This window comes from Micrococcus sp. PSi08, from assembly GCF_054960655.1.
In genome coordinates, this window is the sequence record NZ_JBHNYP010000022.1 from 1 (window position 1) to 18,455 (window position 18,455).

General features: G+C 72.7%; 16 protein-coding genes and 1 pseudogene. 4 read left to right on the forward strand and 13 right to left on the reverse strand.

The window, feature by feature from the left end; translation table 11 throughout:
* The 13 genes and pseudogenes from ACFI33_RS08660 to ACFI33_RS08720 all read right to left on the reverse strand — a co-directional run.
* Window positions 1-271: pseudogene (locus tag ACFI33_RS08660) on the reverse strand (FtsB family cell division protein); the annotation flags it as partial.
* A 136-nt stretch (window positions 272-407) separates the two neighbouring features.
* Window positions 408-1,685, reverse strand: a complete 1,278-nt coding sequence (gene eno, locus ACFI33_RS08665) for a phosphopyruvate hydratase (RefSeq protein ID WP_144862112.1) — start codon at window positions 1,683-1,685, stop codon at window positions 408-410.
* A gap of 177 nt (window positions 1,686-1,862) precedes the next feature.
* On the reverse strand, window positions 1,863-2,669 hold the full coding sequence (locus tag ACFI33_RS08670) for a MazG nucleotide pyrophosphohydrolase domain-containing protein (protein WP_144862114.1): 807 nt from the start codon (window positions 2,667-2,669) through the stop codon (window positions 1,863-1,865).
* Between the two features lie 7 nt (window positions 2,670-2,676).
* Window positions 2,677-3,888, reverse strand: a complete 1,212-nt coding sequence (locus ACFI33_RS08675) for an adenosine deaminase (RefSeq protein ID WP_010079334.1) — start codon at window positions 3,886-3,888, stop codon at window positions 2,677-2,679.
* Window positions 3,889-3,912: 24 nt separating this feature from the next.
* Window positions 3,913-4,560: a DedA family protein gene (locus ACFI33_RS08680; RefSeq protein ID WP_095695391.1), complete on the reverse strand. Its 648-nt coding sequence runs from the start codon at window positions 4,558-4,560 to the stop codon at window positions 3,913-3,915.
* A 4-nt stretch (window positions 4,561-4,564) separates the two neighbouring features.
* The gene (locus ACFI33_RS08685) at window positions 4,565-5,899 is read right to left on the reverse strand and encodes a thymidine phosphorylase (protein WP_036317816.1); all 1,335 of its coding nucleotides are present in this window, start codon (window positions 5,897-5,899) and stop codon (window positions 4,565-4,567) included.
* A 74-nt stretch (window positions 5,900-5,973) separates the two neighbouring features.
* A complete protein-coding gene (locus ACFI33_RS08690; RefSeq protein WP_095695390.1) occupies window positions 5,974-6,405 on the reverse strand; it encodes a cytidine deaminase in 432 nt (143 codons plus the stop codon).
* Window positions 6,406-6,407: 2 nt separating this feature from the next.
* The gene (locus ACFI33_RS08695; RefSeq protein ID WP_462623945.1) at window positions 6,408-7,715 is read right to left on the reverse strand and encodes an ABC transporter permease; all 1,308 of its coding nucleotides are present in this window, start codon (window positions 7,713-7,715) and stop codon (window positions 6,408-6,410) included.
* Window positions 7,712-9,127 (reverse strand): ABC transporter permease, encoded by a 1,416-nt coding sequence (locus ACFI33_RS08700; protein ID WP_462623946.1) that lies wholly within the window; start codon window positions 9,125-9,127, stop codon window positions 7,712-7,714. Before ACFI33_RS08700 ends, ACFI33_RS08695 begins: the two co-directional genes overlap by 4 nt.
* Entirely contained in the window at window positions 9,124-10,722 is a 1,599-nt protein-coding gene (locus ACFI33_RS08705) for an ABC transporter ATP-binding protein (protein WP_036313325.1), read from the reverse strand. The genes ACFI33_RS08700 and ACFI33_RS08705 overlap by 4 nt, the downstream gene beginning before the upstream one ends.
* A gap of 126 nt (window positions 10,723-10,848) precedes the next feature.
* On the reverse strand, window positions 10,849-12,006 hold the full coding sequence (locus ACFI33_RS08710) for a BMP family lipoprotein (protein ID WP_144862123.1): 1,158 nt from the start codon (window positions 12,004-12,006) through the stop codon (window positions 10,849-10,851).
* Between the two features lie 144 nt (window positions 12,007-12,150).
* Window positions 12,151-13,407, reverse strand: a complete 1,257-nt coding sequence (locus tag ACFI33_RS08715; protein WP_036314553.1) for an amidohydrolase — start codon at window positions 13,405-13,407, stop codon at window positions 12,151-12,153.
* A gap of 61 nt (window positions 13,408-13,468) precedes the next feature.
* Complete coding sequence (locus ACFI33_RS08720) at window positions 13,469-14,620, reverse strand: mannose-1-phosphate guanylyltransferase (RefSeq protein ID WP_002856569.1); 1,152 nt, start codon at window positions 14,618-14,620, stop codon at window positions 13,469-13,471.
* A 246-nt stretch (window positions 14,621-14,866) separates the two neighbouring features.
* On the opposite strand from ACFI33_RS08720, the gene sdhC reads away from it, so the two are divergent.
* From sdhC to ACFI33_RS08740, 4 genes are all read left to right on the forward strand, one after another.
* Window positions 14,867-15,271, forward strand: coding sequence for a succinate dehydrogenase, cytochrome b556 subunit (gene sdhC / locus ACFI33_RS08725; RefSeq protein WP_078025777.1), 405 nt, complete (start codon window positions 14,867-14,869; stop codon window positions 15,269-15,271).
* A gap of 3 nt (window positions 15,272-15,274) precedes the next feature.
* Window positions 15,275-15,754, forward strand: a complete 480-nt coding sequence (locus ACFI33_RS08730; protein ID WP_036314556.1) for a succinate dehydrogenase hydrophobic membrane anchor subunit — start codon at window positions 15,275-15,277, stop codon at window positions 15,752-15,754.
* A gap of 77 nt (window positions 15,755-15,831) precedes the next feature.
* Entirely contained in the window at window positions 15,832-17,619 is a 1,788-nt protein-coding gene (gene sdhA, locus ACFI33_RS08735) for a succinate dehydrogenase flavoprotein subunit (RefSeq protein WP_078025778.1), read from the forward strand.
* Entirely contained in the window at window positions 17,619-18,410 is a 792-nt protein-coding gene (locus ACFI33_RS08740; RefSeq protein ID WP_002856582.1) for a succinate dehydrogenase iron-sulfur subunit, read from the forward strand. Before sdhA ends, ACFI33_RS08740 begins: the two co-directional genes overlap by 1 nt.
* The last annotated feature ends 45 nt before the right edge of the window (window positions 18,411-18,455 follow it).

Consider the following 18,455-nt stretch of genomic DNA (forward strand, 5'->3'; position numbering starts at 1 on the left):
GGGACGCGGGGGCGGCGGGGGCCGTGTCAGCCCGGTCCGCGTCCGGGTGCCCGTCCAGGTGTCCGTGGTGACCGGCCTGGCGGCGCTCCTGGACGCTGTGCAGGTCGATGACCTCGGCGCCCGTGGCCGCGGGCGTCGGCGTGGTGGCCTCAGGGGTCGGCGTGGGCGCGTCCGCCTCCGGGGAGGCCGTCGCCGGGGCCGCGACGGCGGTCCGGCGCGGGGCGCCCGTCGTCGGGTCGACACGGGGCACGCGGGGGCGGCGCGGACTCATCGCGGACTCCTTCGGACGCGTGGCGGGGACCCTCCCAGCCTACTGCCCGCCCCTGACAGGATCCTGGTCGCGCCGGGACGGGCGCGGGCCCGCCCGGAAGGATCCGGGCGGGCCCGCGCGTCGTCGTCGGGGACGGTCAGCCGCGGAAGCGCGGGAAGGCGGAGCGGCCCGCGTAGACGGCGGCGTCGGCCAGGTCCTCCTCGATGCGCAGCAGCTGGTTGTACTTGGCCACGCGGTCCGAGCGGGCCGGGGCGCCGGTCTTGATCTGGCCGGCGTTGGTGGCCACCGCGAGGTCCGCGATGAACGTGTCCTCGGTCTCGCCCGAGCGGTGCGAGATCATGCAGTGGAACATGTGGCGCTGGGCCAGGGAGATCGCGTCGAAGGTCTCGGTCAGGGAGCCGATCTGGTTGACCTTCACGAGCAGGGCGTTGCCGGCCTTCTCGTCGATGCCGCGCTGCAGCCGCTCCACGTTGGTGACGAACAGGTCGTCGCCCACCAGCTGGACGCGATCGCCCAGCTGCGCCGTCAGGTGCTGCCAGCCGTCCCAGTCGTCCTCGTCGAGCGGGTCCTCGATGGAGACGATCGGGTAGTTGTCCACCAGCTCGGTGTAGTAGGCGGCCATCTCCTCGGCGGAGCGCTGCTGGCCCTCGAAGGTGTAGGAGCCCTTGTCGAAGAACTCGGAGGAGGCGACGTCCAGCGCCAGCGCGATGTCCTCGCCCAGGCGGTAGCCGGCCTTCGTCACGGCCTCGGCGATGAGGTCCAGGGCGGCGCGGTTGGACTCCAGGGACGGGGCGAACCCGCCCTCGTCGCCCAGGCCGGTGGACAGGCCCTTCTCCTGCAGCACGGTCTTCAGGGCGTGATAGACCTCGGTGCCCCAGCGCAGGGCCTCGCGGAAGGACGGGGCGCCGATCGGGGCGATCATGAACTCCTGGATGTCCACGTTGGAGTCCGCGTGGGCGCCGCCGTTGAGGATGTTCATCATCGGCACGGGCAGCACGTGGGCGTTCGGGCCGCCCAGGTACTTGTAGAGCAAGAGGTCGGAGGCCTGCGCGGCGGCCGCCGCGACGGCCATGGACACGCCCAGGATCGCGTTCGCGCCCAGCTTGCCCTTGTTGGGGGTGCCGTCCAGGTCCAGCATCGCGCGGTCCACGGCGCGCTGGTCCGCGGCGAACTCGCCCTCGAGCTCCTCCGCGATGCCCCCGACGGCGGCGACGGCGTCCAGCACACCCTTGCCGCCGTAGCGCTTCTTGTCCCCGTCACGGCGCTCGACCGCCTCGAACTCGCCGGTGGACGCGCCCGAGGGCACGGCCGCGCGGCCCAGGGAGCCGTCGGTGAGCAGGACCTCCACCTCGACGGTGGGGTTGCCGCGCGAGTCGAGGATCTCGCGAGCGTGGATGGCGTCGATCAGGGCCATGGACGGGTCTCCTTCAATCGAAGTCGGAAGTCGTGCCCGCGGCGTGGACACGGCCTCAGCCTAGCGGGGACCTCCGGTTCCAGTCGGCCGCGCGCCGGCGACAAGACCGCCGTTCCCCCCTGCTGCGATGTCGCTGGGGCGCGGTCGGGGCTGCGGCCGGGCCGGCGCGGCGCCGCGTCAGCCGGACGGGCGCAGGGCCGACCAGTCCCCCGCACGCACCCGCGCCACCGTGGTGCGCAGGGCCCGTTCGGGGTCGAGCCCCGCCGCCCGGGCCCGGCGCACCAGCGCGAACAGCTCCGCCCCGAGCGCGGTCTCGTCCGGCCACACCGCCACCGGACGCTCCCCCGCCTCCGCGGCCGGCACCGGGACGTGCGCCGCGAGCGGGTCCGGCTCCTGCCGGGCCGCGCGGTCGACCACCTTCGCGGCGGCGGCCAGCGCCGGCAGCCGGGCCGGGATGTCGCCGACGTCGAGGCCCGGGCCGGTGCCGCCGTCGCCGTGGGCCGGGGCGGCGGACGAGAGCCCCGCGGCGGCCCGCTCCTGCGCCTTGACCCGCTCCCAGGCCAGCTCGACGGCCTCGGGCGTGACGGCGGCGAGCTCCTCGGCCGGTCGCAGGCCGCCCTCGGGGGTGAGCACGAGCGGGTTGCGCCGGATCATCTTGGCGGTGAGGGCGTCGGCGGCGTCGTCCAGGCGGAACCCGGCCGTCTCCGCCGGGGCGCCCGGCTCCCGGGAGACGGCGGCGTGCAGCACCACCTGGAACAGGACGTCCCCGAGCTCGGCGGCCAGGGCGGGGTACGCGCCGTCGGCCCGACGCGCGGGCACGTCGGCCCATGCGGCGGCGTCGCGGGACTCGATCTCCGCCACCGCCTCGTACGCCTCCTCCACGAGGTACTCGGCGAGGTCGGCGTGGGTGAGCGCGGCCGTCCACGGACAGTGGTCGCGCAGTGCCTCGACCACCGCCACCAGACGGTCCACACTCGCGCTCACGGGCGGATCAGTCGTCCTCGTCCTCGTCGTCCAGCTCTTCGAGGACCGGGCCGACGGCGTCGCCGGAGATGACCTCGCCCCAGCCGGCCACGAGGATCTCGGCGAGGTCCTCGCGCTCGTCCACGGGCAGGAAGGCGGCCTCGGCGGCGTTGAGCTGCAGGTCCAGCAGCTCGGAGAGCGAGTAGCCGAAGGTCTCGGCGAGCAGGTAGAGCTCGTCGGTCAGGGACACGTCCGAGACGAGCCGGTTGTCCGTGTTCACGGTGACGCGGAAGCCGAGCTGCACGAGCAGGTCGATGGGATGGCCCGCGATGCCCGCCGCGGCGTCCACCGCGCCGGTCTGCAGGTTCGAGGACGGGCAGACCTCCAGGGCGATCTGCCGGTCCCGCACCCACGCGGCGGTCTCGCCCAGGTCCACGAGGCCGGTCAGCTCGTCCAGCTGCTCGCCGTCCTCGTCCACGCCGCCGTACTCCACCGAGATGTCCTCGGCCAGGCGCACGCCGTGGCCCAGGCGCAGCGCGCGGCCGTCCACGAGGGCCGAGCGGACGGAGTCGAGCCCGTCGCCCTCGCCCGCGTGCACGGTGACGGGCAGGTGGTGGGCGGCCAGCCACGTGAAGGTGTCGGCGAAGCGGGAGGGCGGGAACCCGGCCTCGGCGCCCGCGATGTCGAAGCCCACGACGCCGGCCTCGCGGTGGCGCACGGCCAGCTCGGCGATCTCCTGGGCCCGGTCGGCGTGCCGCATCGCGGTGACCAGCTGGCCCACGCGGATCACGTGGCCCGCGGCGTCGGCGGCCTCGACCGCCTCGTCCAGGCCGGCCTGCACGGCCTCGACCGCCTCGTCCAGGCTCAGCCCGCCGGCCAGGTGCTGCTCGGGGGCCCAGCGGATCTCGCCGTAGACGACGCCGTCGGCGACCAGGTCCTCGACGAACTCGCGGGCCACGCGGCGCAGCTGCTCGCGGGTCTGCATCACAGCGGTGGTCAGGGCGAAGACCTGCAGGTACTTCTCGAGGGACTCGCCGTTGGCGTGCTCGGCGATCCACTCGGCCAGGCCCTCGACGGTGTCCGCGGGGACCTCGACGCCGGCCTCGCGGGCCAGGTCGAGGACGGTGCCCACGCGCAGGCCGCCGTCGAGGTGGTCGTGGAGGGAGACCTTGGGCAGGACGGCCAGGTCGACCTCGAGCGGGGAGGGGGATGCGGTGTCCGGAAGCTGCGTCGTCGTCACGGGCGTCACTCTACGGCAGGGCGCTCAGCGCAGGGCCTCCTGCTCGGCCAGGGTGAGGCCCTTCACCCCGGCGCCCAGCCGGCGGCGCAGCAGGGCCTTGAGCAGCCGGTCCAGCAGCAGGCCCACGAGCGCCGCGCCCGTCACGGAGGCGGCGATCTGCAGCACCGGGTTCTCCAGCCAGCCCGCGGTCAGGCGCGCGATCATGATCGAATACGCGGCCCAGCTGGCCGTGGAGAGCAGGTCCAGCCCCACGAACCGCACCGGCGGATAGCGGGTGGCGCCGGCCGTGAGGTTCAGGGCCACGCGGCCGCCGGGGATGAACCGAGCGGTGAACAGCAGCAGCGCGCCGTGGCTGTGCAGGTGGTGACGGGCGACCTCGACCGTGGCCCGCACCCGCCGCAGCCGCATCCACCGGAACCGCTCCACGCCCACGGCACGGCCGATCGCGTACGCGGCCACGTCCCCCAGGAACGCGCCCGCGAAGCCGACCCCCCACAGCGCCCACAGGGAGAACGGATGCCCGTCGCGGACGATCGCGCCGAGGGCCACCAGCACCGACTCCGACGGGAAGACCGGCACGATGCCGTCGAGCAGGCACAGCAGCAGCGTCAGCGGCAGAACCCACCACTGCGCGGAGGCGTGGAGGATCGCCCCCTCGAGCCACGCGAGCATCCGGTCAGCCGATCCGGTCCAGGATCACGGAGCGCTCGCGCAGGGCCCGGGCGGCGTCGTCGTCGAGCTCGCCGACCGCCCAGCCGCCGGCGAGCGCGGCCTTCGCCCGCTCGAAGCGCTCCGGCGTGTCCGTGTGCAGGGTCAGCACCTTCTGGCCCCGGGCCACGCGCTCGCCGGGGCGCACGTGCACCTCGACGCCGGCCGCGGCCTGGACGGCCTGGCCCTGTCGCTCCCGCCCGGCGCCGAGGCGCCACGCGGCCAGGCCCACGGCCATCGCGTCCAGCTCGGTGAGGACGCCGTCCGTCTCCGCGACGACGTCCTCGGTGTGGGCCGCCGTCGGGAGGTCCGCGCGCGGGTCGCCACCCTGGGCCTCGATCATCCGGTTCCACACGTCCATCGCCCGGCCGTTGGCCAGGTGCTCGGCCGGGTCCACGTCCGTGACCCCGGCGCCGGCGAGCATCGCGGCGGCGAGCGCCACGGTGAGCTCCACGACGTCGGCCGGGCCGCCGCCGGCGAGCACCTCCACCGACTCGCGGACCTCGAGGGCGTTGCCGGCCGTCCGGCCCAGGGGCACGGACATGTCCGTGAGCAGCGCCGAGGTGTCCACCCCGGCGTCCCGGCCGAGGTCCACCATGGTCCGGGCCAGCTCGCGGGCGGACGCCTCGTCCTTCATGAACGCGCCCGAGCCGCACTTGACGTCCAGCACGAGGGCGCCGGTGCCCTCGGCGATCTTCTTGGACATGATCGAGGAGGCGATCAGCGGGATGGCCTCCACCGTGCCGGTGACGTCGCGCAGGGCGTACAGGCGCTTGTCCGCCGGGGCCAGGCCCGAGCCGGCCGCGCAGATCACGGCGCCCACCTCGGAGAGCTGGCGCAGCATCGCCTCGTTGCTGAGGTCGGCCCGCCACCCGGGGATCGCCTCGAGCTTGTCCAGGGTGCCGCCGGTGTGGCCGAGGCCGCGGCCGGACAGCTGCGGCACGGCCACCCCGAAGGAGGCCACGAGGGGGGCCAGCGGCAGGGTGATCTTGTCCCCCACGCCGCCGGTGGAGTGCTTGTCCGCGGTGGCCAGGGGGCGGCCGTCCGGGGTGGTGAGCCCGCCGAAGTCCATGCGCTCGCCCGAGGCGATCATCGCGTCCGTCCAGCGGGCGATCTCGGCGCGGTCCATGCCGTTGAGCAGGATCGCCATGGCCAGGGCGGACATCTGCTCGTCCGCCACCACGCCGCGGGTGTACGCGTCCACCACCCAGTCGATCTGCTCGGGCGACAGCGTCCCCCGATCCCGCTTGGTGCGGATCACCTCGACGGCGTCGAAGGGCTCGGCCTGCGGCTGCGCGGTCATGGGGGTCTCCTCGGGGGACGGCTGCGACGGTCAGCCTCCGACTCTAGCGAGCGGGCCCGGGAGCGCGCCGCAGGTCAGGGACGGGCCGCCCGCTCCAGGTCGGCCGGGCCGAAGGCGTCCGGCAGCACCGCGTCGATCCCCCGCTCCCCCGCCGGGGTGAGCAGCACGAGCCCGGGGGCGCGGAACTCGTACAGCAGCTGGCGGCACCGCCCGCAGGGCATGGTGAGCACGCCCTCGCCGTCCACGCACACGAACGCGGCCAGTCGGCCGCCCCCGCCCATGCGCAGGTCGGCCAGCAGCGCGCACTCGGCGCACAGCGTCAGCCCGTAGGACGCGTTCTCGATGTTGCAGCCCGAGACGAGGCGGCCGTCGTCGGTGAGCGCGGCGGCGCCCACCCGGAACCCCGAGTAGGGCACGTAGGCGTGCTCCGTGGCGGCCAGGGCCGCGGCCCGCAGCCGGTCCCAGTCCACGCGCGGCGCCGTCGTCGTGTGCTGCCCGTCCGCCACGGCTACTCCTTCACGTACGGCACGCCCGAGGCGGCCGGGCCGCGCGAGCGACCCACGAGGCCGGCCACGGCGAACACCGTGACGAGGTACGGGAGCATCGCCATGAACTGGCTCGGCACCGGGGTGCCGAGGATCGCCAGGACGTACTGCATGTTGGTGGCGAAGCCGAACAGCAGCGCCGCGAAGAACGCGCCGATCGGGTTCCAGCGGCCGAAGATCACGGCCGCGAGCGCGATGAAGCCCTGGCCCGCCGTCATCTCCTTGGTGAAGGACGACGCGGAGACGAGCGTGAAGAACGCCCCACCCATGCCGGCCACCGCACCGCCCAGCAGGACGGCGGCGTACCGCGTGCGGTTCACGTCGATGCCCACGGTGTCCGCGGCCTTGGGGTGCTCGCCCACGGCGCGCACGCGCAGGCCCCAGCGGGTGCGGAACAGGGCGAACCACAGCGCGATCACGAGCAGGTACATCGCGTAGCCCAGGATCGTCTGGTCGAACAGGATGGGCCCGAGCACGGGGATGTCCGCCAGGCCCGGGATCCGCAGGTTCGGGAAGTGCGGCGGCGCGTTGAGCTCGGTGTCCCCGCCGGTGAGGACGGTGGAGTACAGGAAGCTCGTCAGGCCGGCGACGAGCACGTTGAGCACGACGCCGACGATCACCTGGTTGACCAGGTACTTGATCGAGAACACGGCGAGCAGCCAGGACACGAGGACGCCGGCCACGATGGCGGCGACCAGGCCCGCCCAGGGCGAGCCGGTGGCGGTGCCGACGACGGCGGCCGTGAACGCGCCCGCCAGCAGCTGACCCTCGATCGCGATGTTCACCACGCCCGAGCGCTCGGCCAGGATGCCGGCCATCGAGCCGAAGATCAGCGGGACGGCCAGCGCGAACGACCCGGCGATCAGGCCGGTGAGGAACACGGTGGTGTTGTCCGCCGAGCCGATCACCCAGATGAGGAACGCGGCCACGAACGCGACGGCGAACAGGGCGGCGGCCCAGCCGGGGGTGCGCCCCGAGCGCAGGGTCGCCAGCCAGGCCACCACGGTGAGCACCGCCATGAGCCCGACGAGCAGCCAGCCCCACAGCACGGGCTCGGCGGTCAGGTCCGGGAGCACGACGGCGTCGGACGCGTTGGAGAGCCGGAAGGTCGCCGTCGCTTCGGGGGCGCCGAGGGCGAAGACGGCCAGGGCCAGCAGGGTCAGGATCGTCAGGGCGATTGGGGTGGTCCAGTGCCGGACCACGACCCGGGCGGGCTCGGCGGCCTCGGGGCGGACGACGTCGGCGTGGGGCCGGGCGGCGGTCGCGCTCATCGGGCGTCCCCCTTCTGCTCGTGCGGGCGGTGGGTCGGGGCCGTGTCCGTGGGTGCAGTGGTCGGAGCCTGCGGGTCCGCGACGGCGGCGGCCGCGGCCTCCTGGACGCCCGTGGACGGGGCGGTGGCGTGGCCGGCGGCACCGGTCAGCGCGGCGCCGGCCACGGCGGGCTGGGTCACGGGGTCGGCGGCGCGGCGGGCACGGGCGGCGCCCGGGGCGGGCAGCCGGAAGATCGCACGCACCAGCGGCGGGGCCGCGATGAGCAGCACGATCACGGACTGCACCACGAGGACGATGTCGACCGGCACCCCGGTCTCGGTCTGCATGGTCACGCCGCCGGCGCGCAGGGCGCCGAAGAGCAGGCCCGCGAACAGCACGCCCACCGGGTGGGACCGGCCGAGCAGGGCCACCGTGATCGCGTCGAAGCCGAAGGACCCGGCCACGGAGGTGTTCAGCGTGCTCTCCGTGCCGGCGACGTGGGTGGCGCCGGCCAGGCCGGCGAGGCCGCCGGAGATCGCCATGGCGGCCAGGTAGGAGCCCTTGACGGAGATGCCGGCCGTGCGGGCGGCGTGCGGGTTGGCGCCCACGGCCCGCAGGCGGAAGCCGAGGGTGGAGCGCTGCATCAGCCACCACGTGAAGAGCACGGCCAGCAGCGCGACGAAGAAGCCCCAGTGCAGCCGGAAGTCGGTCCCCAGCAGCCGCGGGAACATGGCGGAGCGGTCCAGCGGCGCGGACACCGGGTTCGTGGTGCCGGGCGCCCGCAGGACGGGGGTGTTCAACAGGTAGGCGAGCAGGTTCACCGCCACGTAGTTGAGCATGATCGTGAGGATCACCTCGTGCGCGCCCGTCCAGGCCTTGAGCACGCCGACGACGGAGCCCCACAGCACGCCGCCGAGCACGCCCATCACGACGACGAGCAGCAGGTGCACGCCGGCCGGCAGGTGCAGGTGCACGCCGAACCACGTGGCGAACATGGCGCCGAAGATGAACTGACCCTGGCCGCCGATGTTGAACAGGCCCGCCCGGAAGGCGATGGCGATGCCCAGCGAGATGATGATCAGCGGGGTCGCCACGGTGAGGGTCTCGGTGAGCGGGTAGAGCATGCCCGTCGCGTCCGAGGCCCGGTAGTTGAAGACGGCGCCGCGGAACAGGGCCGCGAAGGCTCCGGCGAACGCGGCCCAGGCGGCGGAGAGCAGGTCGCCCGGGCGGGCGAAGAAGTAGCCGGCGGCGTCGCGGACGTCCTCGTCCACGGCGATGATCAGCAGGCCGGAGATCAGCAGGGACAGCAGGATCGCCAGGGCGGTGACCGTGCCGTTGCCCGAGAGGATCCGGCGCAGGGCGGAGTCGGCGGGGGCGGGCCGGGCGGCCGCGTCGGACGCGGGGGCCGGGCGCTGCGGGGCGGCGGTGCTCACGGGCGCTCTCCTTCCGTGGTGGGGTGGGCGGCGGGCGCCTCACCGGCGGTGCCGGGCGTGCCCGCGGCGACGTCTGCGCCGGAGGCGAGGGCCGCGTCGTCGGGGGTCTGGCCGGCCATCATGAGGCCGAGCGTCTCGCGCGAGGTGTCCCCCGGCACGATGCCGACGATCCGCCCGTGGTACATCACGGCGATCCGGTCCGCCAGCTCGAGGACCTCGTCCAGCTCGGTGGAGACGATCAGCACGGGGGTGCCGGCGTCGCGCTCGGCGATGATCCGGTCGTGCAGGAACTCGATCGAGCCGACGTCCACGCCGCGCGTGGGCTGCGAGGCGATGAACAGGCGCAGCCCGTCCACGAGTTCGCGGGCCATGACGACCTTCTGCTGGTTGCCTCCCGAGAGGGAGGAGACCGGCAGGTCCACGCCCTGGGTGCGGACGTCGAACTCGGCCACGCGGCGCTCGGCGAGCGCCCGTACCGCGGCGGGGCGCATCTGCACGGCGTTGCCGGCCGGGGCGACGTCGTACCGGTTGAGCACCATGTTCTCCGCCACGGAGAACGGGCCGACGAGCCCGTCCGTGGAGCGGTCCTCGGGCACGAAGCCGACGCCGGCGCGGATGATCTGGCGGGTGGACCGGCCGATCAGCTCCCGGCCGTCCAGGGTGACGGAGCCGGTGGCCTTGACCAGGCCCATGATCGCCTCGGTCAGCTCCGTCTGCCCGTTGCCCTGCACACCGGCCACGGCGAGGACCTCGCCCTGGCGGACGGCGAAGGACACGGCGTCCAGCAGCACCTGGCCCGTGGGCGAGACGACGGAGAGGTCCTCGACGCGGAACGTCTCCTCCCCCAGGGTCGGGGCCGTCTTGCGCCGCTCGAGGACGACGTTCCGGCCCACCATGAGGGCGGCCAGCTCGGCGGCCTCGGCGGAGGGCTCCGCCGTGCCGACCACGCGGCCGCGGCGCAGCACGGTGATGTCGTCCGAGACGGCCTTGACCTCGCGCAGCTTGTGGGAGATGAACACGATCGCCGTGCCGTCCGCCCGCAGCTGCCGGATGATGCCGAGCAGCTCGTCGGTCTCCTGGGGGGTGAGCACGGCGGTCGGCTCGTCCAGGATGAGGATGCGCGCGTCGCGGACGAGGGCCTTGATGATCTCGACGCGCTGCTGCACGCCCACGGGCAGGTCCTCGACGACGGCGTCCGGGTCCACGTCGAAGCCGTACTGCGCGGAGATCTCCCGGATCCGCCGGCGGGTGGCCTCGAGGTCGAGCACGCCCAGGGCGCGGGTGTGCTCGTCGCCGAGGGCCACGTTCTCGGCCACCGTGAAGACGGGCACGAGCATGAAGTGCTGGTGCACCATGCCGATGCCCGCGCGCATGGCCTCGCCGGGGCCGGAGAACCGGACGGGCTCGCCGTCGAGCAGGATCTCCCCCTCGGTGGGCTCGTAGAGCCCGAAGAGGACGTTCATCAGGGTGGACTTGCCGGCGCCGTTCTCGCCGAGGAGGGTGTGCACCCGCCCCGACTCCACGGTCAGGTTCACGTCCTCGTTCGCGGCGAACGAGCCGAAGCGCTTGGTGATCCCGCGCAGTTCGAGCCTCATCGAGGGCCTTCCGTCTGGTCGATGCTCGTGGTGCCGCGCTCGGCGGCGGGGGCGGGCCGGGCGCCCGCGCGCCGCGGGGCCGGTCCGGAGGGGTCCGGGCCGGCCCTGCGGCGGTGGCGAGGCGGGTCAGGCCTCCGGGGAGTACTCCGAGCCGACCTTCAGCTCGCCCGAGACGATCTTGGCCTCGAGATCCTTGAGCTCGTCCTTGAGCTCCTGCGGCACCGTGTCCTCGAAGTCGTGGAACGGGGCCAGCTCGACGCCCTTGTTCTCCAACGTGCCCACGTAGGGCTCGGCCGAGAACTCGTCCTTCAGGTCCGCGGCGATCACGTCGGCGACGGACTGGCCCATGTTCTTCTTCACCGAGGTGAGGATCAGGTTGCCGTCCTTGGTGGACTCGTAGCCGTCCGAGTCCGGCCAGATGACCTTGACGTCCTTGCCGCCCTGGTTCGCCTCGCGGACGGCGTCCAGGGTGCCCAGGCCCACGGGGCCGGCCACCGGCATCACGATGTCGGCGCCCTCGTTGATGAAGTTGGCGGTGTTCGTCTTGCCGTTGGCCACGTTCTTGAAGTCGCCCGTGAAGGAGCCGGTCTTCGCGTCCTTGTCCCAGCCCAGGACCTTGACGTCCTTGTCCTTGACCTCGTTGTAGTGCTCCACGCCGCGGGCGAAGCCGTCCATGAAGATGGTGACGGTGGGGATCTCCATGCCGCCATAGGTGGCCACGGTGCCGGTCTCGGTGGTGCCCGCGGCCAGGTAGCCGGCCAGGAACGCCGCCTGCGCCGTGTCGTAGGTGAGCTTCTGGAAGTTGTCGGTGAAGTCGCCGTCGGTGACGTCCACGCCGAAGAAGTGGGTGTCCGAGTGCTGGGCGGCGATCGGCTTCATGGTGTCACCGAGGAGGAAGCCCACGCCGATGACGGCGTCGCAATCGGCGTTGACCATGGCGGTCACGTTCGGGGTGTACTCGCTGGGCTCGTTCGACTCGGCCTCGCTGGTGGTGATGCCGTAGGCCTTCTCCGCGGCCTTGAGGCCCTCGTAGGAGGACTGGTTGAAGGAGCGGTCGTCGAAGCCGCCCTCGTCCGAGACGATGCAGGCCTTGTAGTCGTTGTTGTCCGAGCCGACGCCGTCCACGGTGGCGGCGGCCTCGCTCTCGGCGGCGCCGGAGCCCGAGGCCTCGGACTGCTCCGGCGGGGCGCCGCACGCGGTCAGCAGCAGGCCGGAGACGCCGAGCGCGGCGACGGGGAGCAGGAGACGACGACGGCGCGCGGCCGACGGGGTGGCGATGCCCATGGGGTCCTCATTTCGGAAGGCACGGTGCGAGGCCCGCGGCCGGTGGCCGCGGAAAGACGGGGCCCGTGCGGGCGGCCCCGTCCGGATGAGCGCGAGTCTACCGAACGGTGGGCCCGTCCCCTCCGGCGGGTGCGGGCGGCGGGGTCAGTGGTGGTCCTCGCCCGTGAGCACCTGCAGCGCGGCGGCGGTGAAGACCCGCATGCCCACGCCGATGGCCCGCTCGTCCGGCGCGTAGTCCCCGCGGTGCAGATCGTAGATGGGGCCACCCGGGGACCGGGTGCCGAGGCGCAGCATGGAGCCGGGCACCTTCTGGGTCATCCAGGCGAAGTCCTCGCCGCCCATCGACTGCGGGGTTAGGACGATCGCCCGCGAGCCGAGCTCCCGCCGCGCCGCGGTCTCGATCAGCGCCGTCTCGCCCTCGGTGTTGTGCACCGGCGGGACGCCGCGCACGTGCTCGAGCTGCACGTGCACGCCGTACGGCGCGGCCACCTGCCGGACCACCTCGTCGAGCAGCGCACCGGCCTCCTCCCACACGTCCGCGTCGAGGCAGCGCATGGTCCCGGCCAGGTAGCCGGTGTTGTCGATCGCGTTGGGCGCGCTGCCGGCGGCGATCTGCCCCCACACCACGGAGACGGCCGAGCGCACGTCGATCCGCCGGGAGAGCACGGCGGGCACGTTCACGGCGATCTGGGACAGGGCGAAGACCATGTCCTCGGTGAGGTGGGGCCGCGAGGTGTGCCCCCCGCGTCCGGTGAGGGTGATCCGGATCGTGTCCGCCGCCGAGGTGATGGCGCCGATGCGGGTGCCGATCGAGCCGACGTCGACCTGGGGGTCGCAGTGCGCCGCCAGGATGCGGGGAACGTCGTCGAGGATCCCCTGCCGCAGCACGGCCAGGGAGCCGCCGGGCAGCCGCTCCTCCGCGGGCTGGAAGATGACGCGGACCGTGCCGTGGACCCGCTCGCCGACCGCGCGCAGGTCGGGGTCGGCGGTGGCCCCGCGGAGGATGCGGCCGAGGGCGACGGCCACACCCGCCATCACGGCGGTGTGCATGTCGTGGCCGCACGCGTGCGCGACGCCGTCATTGACGGACACGTAGGGCAGGCCGGTCTCCTCCTCGACCGGCAGCGCGTCGATGTCCGCGCGCAGGGCCAGCACCACCGGCCCCTCCCCGACGTCCACGTAGGCGCCCGTGGACTCCATCCGCACGGGCGAGAGCCCATAGCCGGAGAGCAGCTCCACGATGCGGTCGGTGGTGCGGTACTCCTCATAGGAGAGCTCGGGATGCCGGTGCAGGTCCCGGCGGAAGGACACGATCTCGTCCTCGAGCTCGGCCACCACGGGGCCCACCGAGGGGACGGAGGTCGGACGGGGCCCGGTCAGCACGGAGTCGGAGGTGGTCATGGCCCAGCACCCTACTCCGGGGGTGCCGGTCGATGCGGACCGGACCCGGCCCAGGGCGCGGTCAGAGGACCTCGTCCACGCCCTCGGCCTTGAGCGCCTCGACGGCCTTCTTGACCTCCTGGGCGTGCTCCGTGGTGGTGACCAGCAGCGCGTCCTCGGTGTCCACCACGACGACGTCCTCGATGCCGATCAGCGCGATGACGCGCTTCGTGTCCGTCACCACGACGCCGGACGCGTCGTCCGAGTACACGCGCGGGGTGTCGCCGATCACCGTGATGCCGGAGGCGTCCTTGACCGGGTTCAGGCGGGCGATCGCCGCGAAATCCCCCACGTCGTCCCACGTGAAGGAGCCGGGGATCACGGCCACGTCGCCGACGGCGGCGGCGGGCTCGGCCACGGCGTAGTCGATGGCGGTCTTCGTCAGCTCGGGCCACACCCGGGCCATGACCTCGTCCCGCTCCGGCGTCTCCCACGCGCGGGCGATCTCCATCAGGCCGGCGTGCAGCGCGGGCTCGTTCTCCTCGAGGTGGGCCAGCATGAGGCCCACGGGCGCCACGAACATGCCCGCGTTCCAGAGGTAGCGGCCGGACTTCACGTACTGCTGGGCGACCTTCAGGTCCGGCTTCTCCACGAACGCGGCGACGTCGTGCGCGTCTGGGGCGCCGGCCACGCGGAGGCGGCGGCCCCGGCGGATGTAGCCGAAGCCCGTGGCCGCGTGCGTGGGCTCGATGCCGATGGTCACGATCCGGCCCGTGGCCGCCGTCTCGACGGCCTGCCGCACCGCGTCCTGGAAGACCTCCACCGGGGAGATCACCTGATCCGCCGCGAACGAGCCCATGATCGTGTCCGGGTCGCGCAGGGAGAGGATCGCCGCGGCCAGGCCGATGGCGGCCGCGGAGTCCTTGGGCGAGGGCTCGAGCACCAGATCCGTCTCCGCCAGGGCCGGCAGCTGCGTGCACACCGCCTCCCGGTGGGCCTCCCCGGTCACCACGAGCATGCCCGCGGCCAGGGGCGCCAGACGGTCCCACGTGGCACGGATCAGGGTCTGGCCCGAGCCGGTGAGGTCGTGGAGGAACTTCGGCGCGGCGGCCCGCGAGAGGGGCCACAGGCGGGTGCCCACGCCCCCGGCGGGGATCACGGCGTGGAAGCGGGACAGGGCCGTGCCCGGCGCGGCCTCGCGCGGGGCATCGGTCAGGTTCGGATCGGTGCTCACCGGGCCAGACTACGGAACCGTCCGGACGGGGGACCACTCGACGCGTCCCAGGCGGGGCACAGCCCAGACCGAACAGGACGGCGGCGGGGCGCCGCACGCGTCACAGTGGTCGCCCGGGTCCCGATCGGGCACGGAGGCGCGGGAAGGGTCTACCCTAGGTGGAGGAATCCACTCGCACACGCCCCTGCCCGTCGTCGTCCCACGGCGGAGGACCGGGATCGTGCATTCCCCCTGGAGGTATCAACCGTGTCTAGCGCCACTGCGCAGGCCCCGGCCAAGAACGGCCGCGGAACCCTGTACCGGGGCCACGGCGGCATGTGGTCCTGGGTGGGCCACCGCGTCACCGGCGTCGTCATCTTCTTCTACCTGCTCGTCCACGTGCTGGACACGGCCCTGGTCCGGGTCTCCCCCGAGGCCTACAACGCCGTGATCGGCTCGTACAAGACGTGGTACTTCGCGCTCGGCGAGGCCGGCCTCGTCGCGGCGATCATCTTCCACGCCCTGAACGGCCTGCGCATCATCCTGGTCGACTTCTGGAAGGGCGGCACCCAGCACCACAAGACCCTGCTGTGGATCGTGCTGGGGCTGTGGGTCGTCCTGACCCTGGGCTTCGCCATCCGTCACTTCAGCCTCGCACTCGGAGGTCACTGAGCCATGAGCACCACCGCTGAGACCACCATCGCGGCGCCCCGCAGCCGCCGTCTGGACCCCAAGTACACGCGCGACGGCGGCGGCCGCGGCAACTTCGAGATGCTCGCCTGGCTGTTCATGCGCATCTCGGGCGTCTTCCTCGTCGTGCTGATCGCCGTGCACCTGACCACCAACCTGCTGGTGGGCGACGGCATCCACGCCATCGACTTCGGCTTCGTGGCCGGCAAGTGGGCGCACCCGCTGTGGCAGTTCTGGGACCTGGCCCTCCTGTGGCTGGCCATGCTGCACGGCGCCAACGGCGTGCGCACGATCATCAACGACTACACCCGTCGCGGCAGCGCCCGCTTCTGGCTGACGATGATCCTGTACATCGCCACGGCCGTGATCATCATCCTCGGCACCCTGGTGATCTTCACCTTCGATCCCTGCATGGTGGACGCCTCCGGCGCCCTGCTCGAGGGCTCCCCGGCCTTCTGCGGCTGACCTCGGAAACGCTCACCCTGCGGTGCGGCCGGCCCGAGCGGCCGCCGCGTCACAGACACCCAGAAAGAGAGACCTGAATGCAGGTGCACAAGTACGACGTGGTGATCGTCGGCGCCGGCGGCGCGGGCATGCGCGCGGCCATCGAGGCCGGTCAGCGCGCGCACACCGCCGTCCTCACCAAGATCTACCCCACGCGTTCCCACACCGGCGCGGCCCAGGGCGGCATGTGCGCGGCCCTCGCCAACGTCGAGGAGGACAACTGGGAGTGGCACACGTTCGACACCGTCAAGGGCGGCGACTACCTGGTGGACCAGGACGCCGCGGAGGTCATGGCCAAGGAGGCCATCGACGCGGTGCTGGACCTCGAGAAGATGGGCCTGCCCTTCAACCGCACCCCCGAGGGCAAGATCGACCAGCGCCGCTTCGGCGGCCACACCCGTGACCACGGCAAGGCGCCCGTGCGCCGCGCCTGCTACGCCGCGGACCGCACCGGCCACATGATCCTCCAGACGCTGTACCAGAACTGCGTCAAGCACAACGTGGAGTTCTTCAACGAGTTCTACGTGCTCGACCTGCTGCTGGTGGAGGAGGACGCCGTGCGCGAGGACGGCACCGCCTACAAGCAGAAGCGCACCGCCGGCGTCGTCTCCTACGAGCTGGCCACCGGCGAGATCCACGTCTTCCAGGCCAAGTCGGTCATCTTCGCCACCGGCGGCGCCGGCAAGGTGTACAAGACCACTTCGAACGCCCACACCCTCACCGGCGACGGCATGGCCATCGCCTACCGCGCGGGCCTGCCGCTCGAGGACATGGAGTTCGTGCAGTTCCACCCGACCGGCCTGGCCGGCCTGGGCATCCTGCTCTCCGAGGCCGCACGCGGCGAGGGCGGCATCCTCCGCAACGCGGACGGCGAGCGCTTCATGGAGCGCTACGCCCCCACCATCAAGGACCTCGCCCCGCGCGACATCGTGGCCCGGTCCATGGCCGAGGAGGTCCGTCAGGGCCGCGGCGCCGGCCCCAACAAGGACTACGTGCTGCTCGACCTGACGCACCTGGAGCCCTCGCACATCGACGAGAAGCTTCCGGACATCACCGAGTTCGCCCGCACGTACCTGGGCGTCGAGCCCTACACGGAGCCGGTGCCGGTGTTCCCCACCTGCCACTACTTCATGGGCGGCATCCCCACGAACATCCAGGCCGAGGTCCTCCAGGACAACGACACCGTCGTGCCGGGCCTGTACGCCGCCGGCGAGGTGGCCTGCGTGTCCGTGCACGGGTCCAACCGCCTGGGCACCAACTCGCTGCTGGACATCAACGTGTTCGGCCGCCGCGCCGGCATCTACGCCGCCGAGTACGCCGCGCAGGCGGACTGGGTGGAGCTGCCCGAGGGCGGCGAGCTGCCGACCGTGGAGCACATCGAGAACCTGCGCTCCGCCACCGGCTCCGAGCGCGTCGCGGACATCCGCGCCGAGCTCCAGGAGTCCATGGACGCGGACATGCAGGTCTTCCGCGACGAGGACTCGATCCGCCGCGCACTGGCCAAGATCGAGGAGCTGCGCGGCCGCTACGAGAACGTGTCCGTCCAGGACAAGGGCCACCGCTTCAACCTCGACCTGCTCGAGGGCATGGAGCTGGGCTACCTCCTGGACATCGCCGAGGCGATGACCCTCGCGGCCCTGGGCCGCAAGGAGTCCCGCGGCGGCCACTACCGCGAGGACTACCCCGATCGCGACGACGAGAACTTCATGGCGCACACCATGATCTACCGTGACGAGACCGCGGAGATGGAGGGCGTCAAGGGCATCCGCTTCGAGACCAAGCCCGTCGTCGTGACCCGTTACCAGCCGATGGAGCGTAAGTACTGATGAGCCACTCAGCAACCGAGACCGAGGCCCCCGTGGCCCAGGCGCAGACCCAGTCCGCCGGTGGCGGCGCAGGCGAGGTCGAGAGCTTCGACATCGTGCTCAAGGTCCGCCGCTACCTCCCGGAGTCCTCCGAGGAGTCCTACTGGGACGAGTGGCGCCTGACCATGTACGGCACCGACCGCGTGCTGGACGCCCTGCACAAGGTCAAGTGGGACCACGACGGCACCCTGTCGTTCCGCCGCTCCTGCGCCCACGGCGTGTGCGGCTCCGACGCCATGCGCATCAACGGCCGCAACCGCCTGGCCTGCAAGACGCTCCTGAAGGACCTCGACCTGTCCAAGCCCATCCTGGTGGAGCCCATCAAGGGCCTGCCGGTGGAGAAGGACCTGATCGTGGACATGGACCCGTTCTTCCAGTCCTACCGCGAGATCATGCCGTTCCTGGTCGCCGAGGGCCACGCGCCCACCAAGGAGCGCTACCAGTCCCAGGCCGACCGGGCGATCTACGACGACACCACGAAGTGCATCCTGTGCGCCGCGTGCACCTCGTCCTGCCCGGTGTTCTGGACGGACGGCCAGTACTTCGGCCCGGCCGCCATCGTCAACGCGCACCGGTTCATCTTCGACTCGCGTGACGAGGCCGGCGACATGCGCCTGGAGATCCTGAACGACAAGGAGGGCGTGTGGCGCTGCCGCACGACCTTCAACTGCACCGACGCGTGCCCCCGCGGCATCCAGGTGACCAAGGCGATCTCCGAGGTGAAGCAGGCCATCCTGGCCCGCCAGTTCTGATCCCCCGCACCACGACGGCGGCCCGTCTCCTCGCACGAGGAGGCG